12 protein-coding genes are annotated in these 12,320 nt (G+C 61.2%); 8 read left to right on the plus strand and 4 right to left on the minus strand.

The window, feature by feature from the left end; all coding sequences use genetic code 11:
• The first annotated feature begins 111 nt into the window (after positions 1-111).
• Complete coding sequence (locus JOH52_RS21865) at positions 112-888, plus strand: ABC transporter substrate-binding protein (RefSeq protein ID WP_003530526.1); 777 nt, start codon at positions 112-114, stop codon at positions 886-888.
• 51 nt (positions 889-939) lie between these two features.
• On the opposite strand, the gene JOH52_RS21870 is transcribed toward JOH52_RS21865, so the two are convergent.
• Both JOH52_RS21870 and JOH52_RS21875 read right to left on the minus strand, forming a co-directional pair.
• A complete protein-coding gene (locus JOH52_RS21870) occupies positions 940-2,205 on the minus strand; it encodes an adenylate/guanylate cyclase domain-containing protein (protein ID WP_003530528.1) in 1,266 nt (421 codons plus the stop codon).
• 1 nt (position 2,206) lies between these two features.
• Positions 2,207-2,758: a methylated-DNA--[protein]-cysteine S-methyltransferase gene (locus JOH52_RS21875; RefSeq protein WP_107010440.1), complete on the minus strand. Its 552-nt coding sequence runs from the start codon at positions 2,756-2,758 to the stop codon at positions 2,207-2,209.
• 211 nt (positions 2,759-2,969) lie between these two features.
• On the opposite strand from JOH52_RS21875, the gene JOH52_RS21880 reads away from it, so the two are divergent.
• Positions 2,970-3,527, plus strand: a complete 558-nt coding sequence (locus tag JOH52_RS21880) for a DNA-3-methyladenine glycosylase (RefSeq protein WP_003530532.1) — start codon at positions 2,970-2,972, stop codon at positions 3,525-3,527.
• Positions 3,528-3,717: 190 nt separating this feature from the next.
• Here the strand turns inward: JOH52_RS21880 and JOH52_RS35950 are convergent, their stop codons facing one another.
• Positions 3,718-3,843 (minus strand): hypothetical protein, encoded by a 126-nt coding sequence (locus JOH52_RS35950; RefSeq protein ID WP_017264137.1) that lies wholly within the window; start codon positions 3,841-3,843, stop codon positions 3,718-3,720.
• Between the two features lie 180 nt (positions 3,844-4,023).
• On the opposite strand from JOH52_RS35950, the gene JOH52_RS21885 reads away from it, so the two are divergent.
• From JOH52_RS21885 to JOH52_RS21905, 5 genes are all read left to right on the plus strand, one after another.
• Entirely contained in the window at positions 4,024-4,911 is an 888-nt protein-coding gene (locus tag JOH52_RS21885) for an NAD(P)-dependent oxidoreductase (RefSeq protein ID WP_003530537.1), read from the plus strand.
• A gap of 202 nt (positions 4,912-5,113) precedes the next feature.
• Positions 5,114-5,926 carry a TIM barrel protein gene (locus tag JOH52_RS21890; RefSeq protein WP_041862612.1) on the plus strand — a complete coding sequence of 271 codons (813 nt, stop codon included), beginning with the start codon at positions 5,114-5,116 and terminating at the stop codon, positions 5,924-5,926.
• Positions 5,927-6,165: 239 nt separating this feature from the next.
• On the plus strand, positions 6,166-7,095 hold the full coding sequence (locus tag JOH52_RS21895) for a sugar ABC transporter substrate-binding protein (protein WP_014527767.1): 930 nt from the start codon (positions 6,166-6,168) through the stop codon (positions 7,093-7,095).
• Positions 7,096-7,281: 186 nt separating this feature from the next.
• Entirely contained in the window at positions 7,282-8,823 is a 1,542-nt protein-coding gene (locus tag JOH52_RS21900) for a sugar ABC transporter ATP-binding protein (RefSeq protein ID WP_003530544.1), read from the plus strand.
• Positions 8,824-8,919: 96 nt separating this feature from the next.
• Complete coding sequence (locus JOH52_RS21905; protein WP_003530546.1) at positions 8,920-9,945, plus strand: ABC transporter permease; 1,026 nt, start codon at positions 8,920-8,922, stop codon at positions 9,943-9,945.
• Between the two features lie 385 nt (positions 9,946-10,330).
• On the opposite strand, the gene JOH52_RS21910 is transcribed toward JOH52_RS21905, so the two are convergent.
• Positions 10,331-11,221: a LysR family transcriptional regulator gene (locus JOH52_RS21910; protein WP_014530143.1), complete on the minus strand. Its 891-nt coding sequence runs from the start codon at positions 11,219-11,221 to the stop codon at positions 10,331-10,333.
• A gap of 169 nt (positions 11,222-11,390) precedes the next feature.
• On the opposite strand from JOH52_RS21910, the gene JOH52_RS21915 reads away from it, so the two are divergent.
• Positions 11,391-12,287: a DMT family transporter gene (locus JOH52_RS21915; RefSeq protein WP_014530142.1), complete on the plus strand. Its 897-nt coding sequence runs from the start codon at positions 11,391-11,393 to the stop codon at positions 12,285-12,287.
• Positions 12,288-12,320 lie beyond the last annotated feature (33 nt).

Below are 12,320 nucleotides of genomic sequence, written 5' to 3' on the forward strand. Positions count from 1 at the left end.
TCATCAACGCTAAGAATATCGATTATCGCGCCTATCGATTTCGCTTATGTAACGTCTGCCCCTACAGTTCCCTGGAAGCGCCGAACAAAGGCGCAACCGAGGGGAAAGAACATGCGAAAGCTCATTCTGGCGCTGGCACTCGCCGGCACTGCACTGTCTTCTTCCGCCGTTGCTGCGGAGAAGCTGAAGATCGGAACCGAGGGTGCCTATCCGCCCTTCAACTTCGTCGATTCCAGCGGCAAGATCGGCGGTTTCGACGTGGAAATCGGTCTCGCGCTCTGCGAGCGCATGAAGGTCGAGTGCGAAGTCGTCGCCCAGGATTGGGACGGCATCATTCCGGGCCTGCTTGCCAAGAAGTACGACATGATTATCGCCTCGATGTTCATTACCGAGGAGCGCAAGAAGCAGGTGGCTTTCACCAATCCCTATTACCTGGCCGCGATGACGCATGCGGCACCGAAGGGTGCCGGCATCAGCGCCTTCAGCAACGAGGCGCTCCAGGGCAAGGTGATCGGCGCCCAATCCGGCACGACCCAGGCCGACTATATCGCCGCCGTCTACCCGGATGCCGAGATCAAGCTCTATCCCACCCAGGACGAAGCCAATCTCGACATGGTCAACGGTAGGCTCGACCTGCAGGTCGGCGACATGCTGCCGCTGCTCGATTGGGTCACCAAGAATGACGACGGCAAGGGTTGCTGCGAGCTCGTCGGCGAGCCGATCACCGACAAAAAATTCGTCGGCGACGGCGTCGGTATTGCTGTCCGGCAGGAGGACAACGAAATGCGCGAGAAGCTGAACAAGGCGCTTGATGAGATCCGCGCCGACGGGACCTACAAGAAGATCAACGACAAGTATTTCACCATTGACGTCTATACGATGAAGTGACGGCGCATGCCTCTCATCCGGCCTGCCGGCAGGCCGGATGAGAGGCAAAATCTATTTTTTTCCCGAGAAGGCAAAGACGTCGACCGGCTCATCAAGCCCCCGCAAGGCATAGGAACCCAGATTTTCCATCTGCCCTGCACAGCCTGCCTTTTCGACGAAGGCTCTTGAGAGCAGAACCGGACGCTTCAGCTCCTTCGTAAGGGTTTCGAGACGCGAGGCGATGTTGACCGCCGGTCCGATCACCGTGAAGTCCAGACGCCGGCGCGAACCGATATTGCCATACATCACATCGCCGACATGGACGCCGATGCCGTAGCCGAGCGGATCGTGGCCCTTGCGCAGGTTCTCCTCATTGAGAACGGCAAGAGCGGCCTGCGCCTCGCCGATGGCTCCGAGAAGCTGACTGCAGGCACAGGGATTGCTGAGCGGAAAGATCGCCAGCAGCCCGTCGCCCATGAATTTCAGGATCTCCCCGCCGTGCCGCTCGATCGGTTCCGACATGGCGTCGAAATAGCCGTTGAGGAGTTCGATGACGTCGTCCCTGGGCCATAGGTCGGACAGCTTCGTGAAGTCGCGCAGATCGCAGATGAGGATCGCCGCGCCTACCGTCACGCCGCTGCCGCGTGTGGTCGCTCCGGCCAGGATCTGCTCGCTCGCATGCGGCCCGACATAGGTCTCGAGAAGCGTGCGGGCGAAGCGGTTCTTCAGCCGGATTTCACTGACAAGCGCCAGGGCCGGCAGAATATCCTTCAGGAAGGCGAGATCATCGGAGCTGAATCCGCCCGGCCTGTCGCTCGCAAAGGTGACCGCGTGCCGCTTGCCGAGCGTATGGAGCAGGGGCCAGATGATGTACTCGGTCAGTCCCTCCGCGCGCAGTTCATCATAGAGCGGGTAATCCGGACCCGCCGATGTCGGGTCGTCAAGGCGTCTGCGCACTTCCTCCGCCCCCTCGTTGAAATCGCGCAAGGGGCTGCTCAGATATTGCGTGGTGTCCTCGACGCCGTAGGCATAGGTATCAAGCTCCGCCTCCGCCAGACCCTTTCGCCATAGAATCCGTGCACCGATCCACTGCGGGTGGTGAATTCTGAAATGCAGGGTGGCGCGGGCGACGGGCACGCCGGCCTCCACCAGCTTGTCGCACATCTCCACGAAGATGTTGTCGATAAAGCGTTCGCCGCGCGTCTCGATGACGAGCCAGTCGATGATCCGGCGCCGCCGCGCCGGCCATGTCCCCTCGCTTTCGCCGGGCAAAGGCGGCTGTGGCTGTGTCGGAGACTGAACTGCGACGTTCGCCTCGCTCGGATTCGTGGTGGCCATTTCAAAACCCCAGGGATTGCTGCGCGGGCTCCGGCGGAGCGACCTTGACGCCTTCCATTTCGAGCATTCCGAGCTTCGTGGAAGAACCGCCCGGCGCCGAGAAACCGCCGATCTTGCCGCCGGCTGCGAGAACCCGATGGCACGGGATGATCAGTGCCACGGGATTCTTCGCCATCGCTTGGCCGACATCCCGGGCCGCCTCCGGGCCTGCGCCGAGCTCCTTCGCAAGGGCGCCGTAGGTCGTCGTGCTGCCCCACGGGATCTTTCGCGCGGCCTGATAGATCTTCTCGAAAAAGGCGCCCTGTCCCTGCAGATCGAGATCGAAGCGGGAAAAATCCGTCTCCCTTCCCTCGAAATAGTCCTTCACCGCCGCGACCGCTTCGGCAACCCGCGGCGGCGGCTCGTGCGGCGCTCCGTCCGGCAAACGCCGCAGAAGCAGTCGCTCGGTGGATTCGGCGCTTCGCGTCGGCAGCTGGAAGCGCGTGATGCCGGCATCGCTCCAGGCGATGCCGCAGAAACCGCGTGCGGTTTCGAAAATATGGTAATGGTGCATGAGTTCGCTCTCCTCCAGCACCGCATGCCCGACTGAGGCACGCCGAGTTGCTGTAGCGCTTCGAATTCCTTCATGGAGAATCGTGCGCCCGGGCCTTCAATTCAACCCGTTTTCCCTAGGGGAGACCTAAAAAAGACGATCTCATTTTCGTCATTCATGCCTTGGCGCTCGCCGGATCTCTTGCGAGGATGCGGATAACTCGAACTGACCGGTGCATCGCTTGACCTCAGATGTCGATTTCTTCGCGCGTAGCGCCGTCCAGGTGGCGGCTGATCTGATCGGCGCCGATTTCACCGTTTCCGGTGTCGGCGGCACGATAGTCGAGACGGAGGCCTACCTGCCTGACGACGCGGCGTCGCATAGTTTCGCCGGCACCACGGCGCGCAATCGCGCCATGTTCGGTCCGCCGGCGCATGCCTACATCTATCTCTCCTACGGCCTGCACTGGTGCCTGAATTTCGTCTGCCTGCCAGGCAGCGCCGTACTGATCCGCGCGATCGAACCGCGATGGGGCATAGACACGATGCGGGCGAGACGTGGCGTCCGTGAAGAGAGGCTATTGTGTTCCGGACCGGGACGTGTCGGACAGGCGCTGGCGATCAGCCGGGAGCTGGACGGATTGCCTCTCGGAGAGGATCCGTTCCGCCTCACCCTGCCCTCCACGAAACCGCCGCTCGCCGCCGGCATCCGCGTCGGCATAACCAAGGCGGTAGAACAGCCCTGGCGGTTCGGGCTGGCCGGCTCATCCTTTGTGAGCCGCAAGTTCTGATGCAGCTTCGCCGGTCGGGTGAAGCCGCTCTTCGGTTCCGTTCAAGTTGACACGGAGACCCGCTTCTGTCCTTAAGCTACACCCCGCGCGTCTGATCGGACGCGCAAATATCGCTGTAGCACTTTGATCTTCTGCATGTCGTTGTCCTTCGATCGGGTAGAATTAAAGGACAAATGCATCGATGCTTCGATCAGAGCTGATCGTAAGTGGATGAGTTGATGACATCACGATGGGCCTGGTTGTTTTCGCAGGTCATGCGGCGAATCTGGTTTCCAGCCACGCTTTTCTCCATTCTTGCGATTATAACTGCACTCATCGCAATTTTCCTTGGCCCATTCCGAGAGACCTTCCGAACCGGATAGGAGCGGACGCAGTCGACATAGACGAATTCTCGAAAAAGCGCTCGCAGGTTTTCGCCCGCATCCCGCTCGAATTCTCTAGGATCGTGGATACCAGTCGTTCAATGACCATAACATGCATCAGAGGAGGCAATTAGATGACGAAATCGAACATAGGCTTCATCGGGCTCGGATTGATGGGCCAGGGCATGGCGGCAAATATCCTGAAAAAGGGTTGGCCGCTCCAGGTGATGGCGCATCGCAACCGGGCGCCGGTGGAGATGCTCGTGGCCGAGGGCGCACGCGAAGCCAAGACGCCGCGTGAGATGGCGGAGCAATGCGACGTCATCGTCCTCTGCGTTACCGGCTCGCCGGAAGTCCTTTCGGTCATCGGCGGCCCGGATGGCATCGCGAGTGCGGGCAGGCCGGTCACCATCGTCGACTGTTCCACATCCGATCCCTCCGTCACGACGAAGCTTGCAGCCGATCTCGCGGGAAGCGGCCTTACGCTCATCGATGCGCCGCTCAGCCGTACGCCGGCCGATGCCGCCGCGGGCACGCTCGATGTCATGGTCGGCGGCTCGGAGTCAGACGTGCAGCGCGTGTGGCCGGTACTCGAATGTTTCGCCGGTCGGATCATCCACACGGGGCCGACCGGCTCCGGTCACACGATGAAACTGCTCAACAACTTCCTATCGATGGGCTACGCGGCGCTCTATTCCGAAGCGCTGATGCTCGGACGCAAGGCCGGACTGACGCCCGAGGTCTTCGACAGCGTCATTCGCGGCGGCCGGATGGATTGCCCTTTCTATCAGACCTTCTTCCGCTGGGTCTTGGAACGCGACCCGAATGCCCACAAATTCGCGATCCGCAACGGCTTCAAGGACATGAGCTATCTTGCCGGCTACGCCATTGCCGCCGGCGTCGCCAATCCCGTCGGGGCAGCCGTCCGGAACTCATTTGCACAGGCGGTCGGCGCGGGCCGCGGCGAGGATTACGTGCCTATGCTGTCGGATTTCATCGCCGAGGCGAACGGTCTCGAGTGAACGCAACGGCGAGCGCCTTTTGCCGGGCGGTCTGACAGAATTCCATCAGCGGTGAAATGCAATCTTGCAGGGATGCAACATTGCCACTGGTCTGCGGCTTTGACTGAGTCCCGCGGAATGGTGAATGTGACTGCGACCGAAAATGGAACAAACGTTCCGGTGTCGCCGCATCTCAGCACCATTCCCCGAGGAGACATCCGACATGACCGCCCTCCCCTTCGCCCTCAACCATATGGCCGCGCCCGCCCTCCCGGTCGACGCGTTCTTCTCGCTTGCGAAATCACTCGGCATCTCCATGGTCGAAATCCGCAACGACCTCGCCGGCAACGCCATTGCCGACGGGACGCCTCCGGAGGAGGTGAAAGCCCTTGCGGAGAAGCACGGGCTGACGATCGTCTCGATCAACGCCTTGCAGCGCTTCAACGAATGGAACGAGCAACGGGCAGACGAAGCGCGCGAGCTCATCTCCTATGCACGCGATTGCGGCGCGAAGGCGCTGGTGCTGGTGCCCGTCAATGACGGCAGCGGCAAAGAGGACGGCGTCCGACAAAGCAATCTTCGGCAGGCGCTCGGCGCGCTGAAGCCGATGCTCGACGCGGCCGGCATCACCGGCCTCGTCGAGCCGCTCGGCTTCGAAGCCTGCTCGCTGTGCTCGAAGGCGGAGGCCGCCGAAGCGATCCGGGCAGTTTCCGGTGAACGGAGCTTCCGCCTGGTGCACGACACGTTCCACCATCACCTTGCTGGCGAAGACCAGTTTTTTCCGGATCTCACCGGCCTCGTGCACATCTCCGGCGTCATCGACGCAAACCTGGCCGTCTCGGACATGCGCGATCCGCATCGGGTTCTCGTCGACGCCGCCGACAGGCTGGACAATCAAGGCCAGACTCGCCGGCTGCAGGATCAAGGCTATGCTGGGCCCTTCTCATTCGAGCCCTTTGCCCCTTCCGTGCACGAACTTGCCGACCCGGCGGACGCCCTGCGCGAGAGCATGGACTACCTCCGGTTACGGAGCTGACCGCCACCAGCAGTGGAAAGAGCGGGAATCCAAACCGGCGCGCCCACGCGCTCTTGACGGCGCCCAGATAAAATGGAATACATATTCCGTAATATCAAAACTCTGGTTTGTTTGTTCCGTTTTGATTGGAGGTGCAGCGGGAGTGCCGCTTCCGGTCGAAGACTGGACGCGATTTCGGGAAGAAGATCGCGTTCCCGGCTGAAGAAGGTGTGGCCGGCACCAAGTGGAGGAGAAGAACAATGAAGAAATTTTTCCTGGGCACTGCGATGGCCGTCTTGATGTCGACGGCCGCGCATGCGGAGACTATCGGCGTGTCGATGGCGCTCTTTGACGACAACTTCCTGACGGTGCTGCGCAGCGGGATGCAGGAATATGCAAAGACGCTCGACGGCGTCGAGCTGCAGGTCGAAGACGCGCAGAACGACGTCGCGAAACAGCAGAGTCAGATCCAGAACTTCATCGCCGCGGGGGTCGATGCCATCATCGTCAACCCGGTCGACACCGATGCGACTGCCGCCATGTCGAAGATCGCTGCGGATGCCGGCATTCCGCTGGTCTATGTCAACCGCGAGCCGGTGAACGTCGATACGCTTCCGGACAAGCAGGCCTTCGTGGCGTCGAACGAACAGGAATCCGGCACGCTGCAGACCAAGGAAATCTGTAAGATGCTGGGCGGCAAGGGCAAGGCCGTGGTCATGATGGGCGAGCTCTCCAACCAGGCTGCCCGCATGCGCACCAAGGACATCCACGACGTGATCGCGACCGAGGAATGCAAGGGCATCGAGATCGTCGAGGAGCAGACCGCGAACTGGTCGCGCACCCAGGGCTCGGATCTCATGACGAACTGGCTTTCCGCCGGCCTCGAATTCGACGCCGTCATCTCCAACAACGACGAAATGGCGATCGGCGCAATCCAGGCGCTGAAAGCGGCCGGGCGCTCGATGGACTCCGTCGTCATCGGCGGCATCGACGCGACACAGGATGCGCTCGCCGCCATGGCGGCCGGCGATCTCGATGTGACGGTGTTCCAGAATGCCGCCGGCCAGGGCAAGGGCTCAGTCGATGCCGCCCTTAAGCTCGCCAAGGGCGAGCCGGTTGAAAAGAAGGTCTACATTCCCTTCGAGCTCGTCACGAAGGATAACCTGGCGCAATATCAGACGAAGAACTGATCGTTCGCTGCATGGGGCGCGGCAAAGCCGCACCCCCGCTTACAAAGAGTCATGGGGCGCGGTCATCCCGCGCTCCCTTTGAGGGCCGCGCATCTTATCGGCCGAGCCTGCAAGGCCGAAAGGGGAGGCATGTTCCGCACGCCGCGTGGACATTCCGGTTGAACCGGAACATGGGAGGCTACCAGAATGACACTCAGTCCCACGACAATGGCAGCCGTGCGCGCCAGCGGCGCCGTTCCGAAATCCGAATACCTTCTGACTGCCGAGGGCGTTCGCAAGGAGTTTCCGGGTGTCGTTGCGCTCGACGACGTGGAGTTCAAGCTGAAGCGCGGCACCGTGCATGCGCTCATGGGCGAGAACGGAGCCGGCAAGTCGACCTTGATGAAGATCCTCGCCGGGATCTATTATCCCGACCAGGGCGAGGTGAAACTCAGGGGCGCCGGCATCCGGCTGAAGTCGCCACTCGACGCACTCGAGAACGGCATCGCCATGATCCATCAGGAACTGAACCTGATGCCTTTCATGACCGTCGCCGAGAACATCTGGATCCGCCGGGAACCCAAGAACCGTTTCGGTTTCGTCGATCATGGCGAAATGCGCCGCATGACGGCAAAGCTCTTCGAGCGGCTCAAGATCGATCTCGATCCGGAGATCGAGGTCCGTCACCTCTCGGTCGCCAACCGCCAGATGGTCGAGATCGCCAAGGCGGTCTCCTACGAGTCCGACGTGCTGATCATGGACGAGCCCACCTCGGCGCTCACCGAGCGCGAGGTCGCGCATTTATTCGAGATCATCCGTGACCTGCGCTCGCAGGGTATCGGCATCGTCTACATCACCCACAAGATGAACGAGCTGTTCGAGATCGCCGACGAGTTCTCGGTGTTCCGCGACGGCAAATATATCGGCACCCACCTCTCGAACGAGGTCACCCGCGACGACATCATCCGCATGATGGTCGGACGTGAAATCACCCAGATGTTCCCGAAGGAGGAGGTGCCGATCGGCGACGTGGTGCTGTCGGTGAAGAACCTGACGCTCAACGGCGTCTTCCGCGACGTCTCCTTCGATGTGCGCGCCGGCGAGATCCTCGGCGTTGCCGGCCTCGTCGGATCCGGCCGCTCCAACGTCGCCGAGACGCTCTTCGGGGTCACGCCGGCGAGCTCGGGCACGATCGCGATCGACGGGAAAGAGGTCGTGATCGACAGCGCCAACAAGGCGATCCGTCACCGGATGGCGTTTCTCACCGAGGATCGCAAGGACACCGGCTGTCTGCTCATCCTCGACATTCTCGAAAACATGCAGATCGCCGTGCTGCAGGACAAATTCGTCAAGCGCGGCTTCGTCAGCGAGAGGGAAGTCACTGCCGCCTGCGAGGAGATGAGCCGCAAGCTTCGGGTCAAGACGCCGAACCTGCAGGAGCGCGTCGAGAATCTCTCGGGCGGCAACCAGCAGAAGGTGCTGATCGGCCGCTGGCTGCTCACCAATCCGCGCATCCTGATCCTCGACGAGCCGACGCGCGGCATCGATGTTGGCGCCAAGGCCGAAATCCACCGCCTGGTGACCGAACTTGCCCGCAACGGTGTCGCGGTCATCATGATCTCGTCGGAAATGCCGGAAGTGCTCGGGATGAGCGACCGGATCATGGTGATGCACGAGGGCCGGGTCACCGGCATTCTCGACAGGGCGGAAGCCACCCAAATCAAGGTCATGGAGCTTGCGGCGCGATAGGGCGGGATGAGGAAAAGTGTAAGGTTTTCCGCCCGCATTCCGCTCTGACCTTTGGAACCGATCAAGGCGAACTGCCGACCGCAGGGAGGAAAGAAGATGAATACCAATGTCGCAGCACAGGGCACGGGCTCGTCCCTCGCCCGCTCGAGACGGCGCATGCCGCCCGAGCTCAACATCTTTCTGGTGCTGATCGGTATCGCGCTCGTCTACGAGGTTCTCGGCTGGCTCTTCGTCGGCCAGAGCTTTCTGATGAATTCGCAGCGCCTGACGATCATGATCCTGCAGGTGTCGGTGATCGGCATCATCGCCGTCGGCGTCACGCAGGTCATCATCACGGGCGGCATCGACCTCTCGTCAGGCTCGGTCGTCGGCATGACCGCGATGATCTCGGCGAGCGTCGCGCAGGCCTCCACCTGGCCGCGGGCGCTCTATCCGTCACTGACCGACCTTCCGGCCATCGTACCGATCGGCCTTGGTGTCGGGATCGGTCTGCTCGCCGGCTTCATCAACGGCCAGCTCATCGCCAGGACCAAGATCCCGCCCTTCATCGCCACGCTCGGCATGATGGTGTCGGCCCGCGGTGTCTCCAAGTGGTACACGAAGGGTCAGCCGGTCTCGGGTCTCACCGAGCAATTCAACTTCATCGGCACGGGCATCTGGCCGGTGATCGTCTTCCTCGTCGTGGCGCTGATATTCCACATCGCGCTGCGCTACACCCGCTACGGCAAATTCACCTACGCGATCGGCGCCAATGTCCAGGCCGCGCGCGTCTCCGGCATCAATGTCGAAGCCCATCTGGTGAAGGTCTATGCGATCGCCGGCATGCTTGCGGGCCTCGCAGGCGTGGTCACCGCCGCCCGCGCCCAGACGGCGCAGGCCGGCATGGGCGTCATGTACGAACTCGACGCGATCGCCGCGACCGTCATCGGCGGCACGTCGCTCACAGGCGGCGTCGGCCGTGTCACCGGTACGGTGATCGGCACGGTGATCCTTGGCGTGATGACGTCAGGCTTCACCTTCCTCCGGGTCGACGCCTACTACCAGGAGATCGTAAAGGGCATCATCATCGTCGCTGCTGTCGTTGTCGACGTCTATCGCCAGAAAGGCCGGAAAAAGACGTAAACATACTGCTCCTCCAAGCAAAATTATCGGCCGGGATGAAGGAATTCATCCCGGCTTTTTTCTTTCCTCGCCAACGCTTTGAGCCGTGATATTCTCGTGAATGACTATGCTCGTCTTGCAACGCAGCCCCTTCGACTCTGGGCTGGCTCGTAGGTCGCCGATAGACTATATGGCAGCATGCAAAACTATCGGAGAATTACCATGTCGTCGCAGCGCCAGCTTGCGAAGCACAGCCGGCCCGGGTTCATGTTCCAGCTCTGGAGCGCGATGCTAAGCGTCCATACCCGCGAAGCGGCCTCCCTCTTCCGGTACCGCGTGCGATAAACCACTTACGGTAAGGTGCCTGACTGTTTTCCGTCCGGAGCGCTTATTTTCAAAGTGAGACTTAGCTCGCGAGAACCAGCCCTCCGTAGCGACTGATTTCGTTTTCGATTTCAGCGACCAGCGTATCTAGCGCGGAATTTCTCACCTTTCGGGCGCGGCGGGCGACATATGCCAAAGCAGGCGGCGTGGGCAAGCGTTCGGTGACGATCTGCATTTCGGGGCGCAGATGACGCCCGCTCAGAAGTGTTACACCCATGGCCGAAGTGACCGCGGCAACGATACCAGCAGCGCTTGCACATTCGAATACGGTTTCAAGAACCACTCCGCCGTCCTGTCCGATGTCGAGCGCCCATCTTCGATAGAAACATTCGTCGTCGAAGGACAGGAAGGGAATCGGGCCCTGCTGCGGCAGTGACAGCTGCGGGTGCTTGACCCAATGGAGCTCCTCCCGGAACAGAACGACGTCGGTCGGCCGGACTTCATGAGCGAAAACCTGCAGGATCGCGGCGTCTAGCTCCCCCCGCTCCAGCATCGCTCGCAGGACTAGACTCATGCGGACTTTGGTGCGGACGGCGACATTCGGATGCAGGCGGCGAAATCTCCCCAATATCCGCGCGAGGTCGCTGCACGCCGTGTCTTCGGTCAAACCGAGCGCGATGCGTCCTTCAAGTGACGCTTTCGATAAGCTCAGAAGCGCTTCGTCATGCAAGCCGAGGATTTTCCCGGCATAATCCAGCAAATCCTCTCCAGCTGCGGTAAACATCGCTCCGCCCGGGCTCCGGCCGAGCAGGTCACAATCGAGGCTCGTCTCGAGCCGTTTGATCTTGTGGCTGACGGCAGACTGCGACAGGCGCAGGGCCTCGGCCGCGCGGGTTATCCCGCCGTGACGCCGGATCGCCCACAAGGCGCGCAGCGCATCGATTTCCAAACGTCGGCCGTTGAACTCTTTCATTGCGGTCCCAGTCATGAAAATTGCGAAGACGATGCGGCTTAAGCTGCCATTTGGCAAGAACGCATTAGCGTTGCGGCCAAACTGTCATGCGGTGATCGAAATTTGTCATGTGCAAACGGAACCTCCGTTGCCTATGGCTGAGTGGCAAACCACATGACCTGAGAACGCGATGACCCACCAGCCCATCTCGCTGTCCGCTCCGAGACATCACCGTCTCCTTTGGCCGATGATGGCAACGCTCCTGGTCGTCGGCTGGAGCTCCGGTTTCGTCGGCATTCGCTATGCCAGCGAAGAGGCAGGTGTCATGCTGGTTCTGTTCTGGCGCACTCTTCTATCGGGAGTGATCCTGCTGCCTTTCGCACTGACCATCGGTCCGCTGTTGCGCATGCGTGGGATTGCGGAGCAGATGCTGTTCGGTGTGATGTCCGTATTTTTGTACCTTGGTGGCTTTGCACTTGCCATCGAGCAGCGGGTGCCGACGGGGCTGGTCGCCCTCATCTCCGACCTCTTACCGTTGGCGATTGCCGCCCTGTCGCAACCCGTTTTAGGTGAACGCCTGAGCGCGCGACAATGGTTTGGGACGGCGATTGCGGTTTTCGGCGTGCTGATCGTCTCGTTCGACAGCCTCAGTTTCGGTGCGGCCCCCTTGTGGGCATATGGGTTGACAGTCGGTTCGATGCTGGTTTTTGCCCTTGCCTCGGTTCTACACAAGCGGCGGCGAACCCAGAACATGGCCGTGCACCAGAGCCTTTGCATCCACACCCTGACCGGTTCGGTGCTGTTCGGGCTGTGCGCCATGATGCAAGGCGATCTCGCCCCGCCCCTTACGCGCGCTTTCGCCGTGGGAATGGTGTGGCTGGTGCTGATCGCAACCTTTGCCGCCTATTCGATCTATTACACGAGCCTGCGCCTCTTCCCGGTGGCTCAGGTTAGCGCAGCGATCTACCTCAGTCCGCCTGTTACCATGCTCTGGGCTTGGGCTCTGTTTTCCGAACCGTTGACTGCGGCCACCTTCATAGGCCTGACGGTGACGCTGGTGGGCGTCTGGATGACGTCGCGCAGCTGAGACCGTCCGGAGATCCTGAGCCTGCACCTCCAG

The organism is Sinorhizobium meliloti (genome assembly GCF_017876815.1).
Lineage (GTDB): Bacteria > Pseudomonadota > Alphaproteobacteria > Rhizobiales > Rhizobiaceae > Sinorhizobium > Sinorhizobium meliloti.

Bases quoted from the DNA above. Each gene is read 5' to 3' on its own strand.
- JOH52_RS21885 (WP_003530537.1), top strand. From the start codon at position 4,024: ATGACGAAATCGAACATAGGCTTCATCGGGCTCGGATTGATGGGCCAG.
- JOH52_RS21900 (WP_003530544.1), top strand. From the start codon at position 7,282: ATGACACTCAGTCCCACGACAATGGCAGCCGTGCGCGCCAGCGGCGCC.
- JOH52_RS35950 (WP_017264137.1), bottom strand. From the start codon at position 3,843: ATGAGTGCAGTTATAATCGCAAGAATGGAGAAAAGCGTGGCTGGAAAC.
- JOH52_RS21895 (WP_014527767.1), top strand. From the start codon at position 6,166: ATGAAGAAATTTTTCCTGGGCACTGCGATGGCCGTCTTGATGTCGACG.
- JOH52_RS21870 (WP_003530528.1), bottom strand. From the start codon at position 2,205: ATGGCCACCACGAATCCGAGCGAGGCGAACGTCGCAGTTCAGTCTCCG.
- JOH52_RS21910 (WP_014530143.1), bottom strand. From the start codon at position 11,221: ATGAAAGAGTTCAACGGCCGACGTTTGGAAATCGATGCGCTGCGCGCC.
- JOH52_RS21875 (WP_107010440.1), bottom strand. From the start codon at position 2,758: ATGCACCATTACCATATTTTCGAAACCGCACGCGGTTTCTGCGGCATC.
- JOH52_RS21890 (WP_041862612.1), top strand. From the start codon at position 5,114: ATGACCGCCCTCCCCTTCGCCCTCAACCATATGGCCGCGCCCGCCCTC.
- JOH52_RS21865 (WP_003530526.1), top strand. From the start codon at position 112: ATGCGAAAGCTCATTCTGGCGCTGGCACTCGCCGGCACTGCACTGTCT.
- JOH52_RS21915 (WP_014530142.1), top strand. From the start codon at position 11,391: ATGACCCACCAGCCCATCTCGCTGTCCGCTCCGAGACATCACCGTCTC.
- JOH52_RS21905 (WP_003530546.1), top strand. From the start codon at position 8,920: ATGAATACCAATGTCGCAGCACAGGGCACGGGCTCGTCCCTCGCCCGC.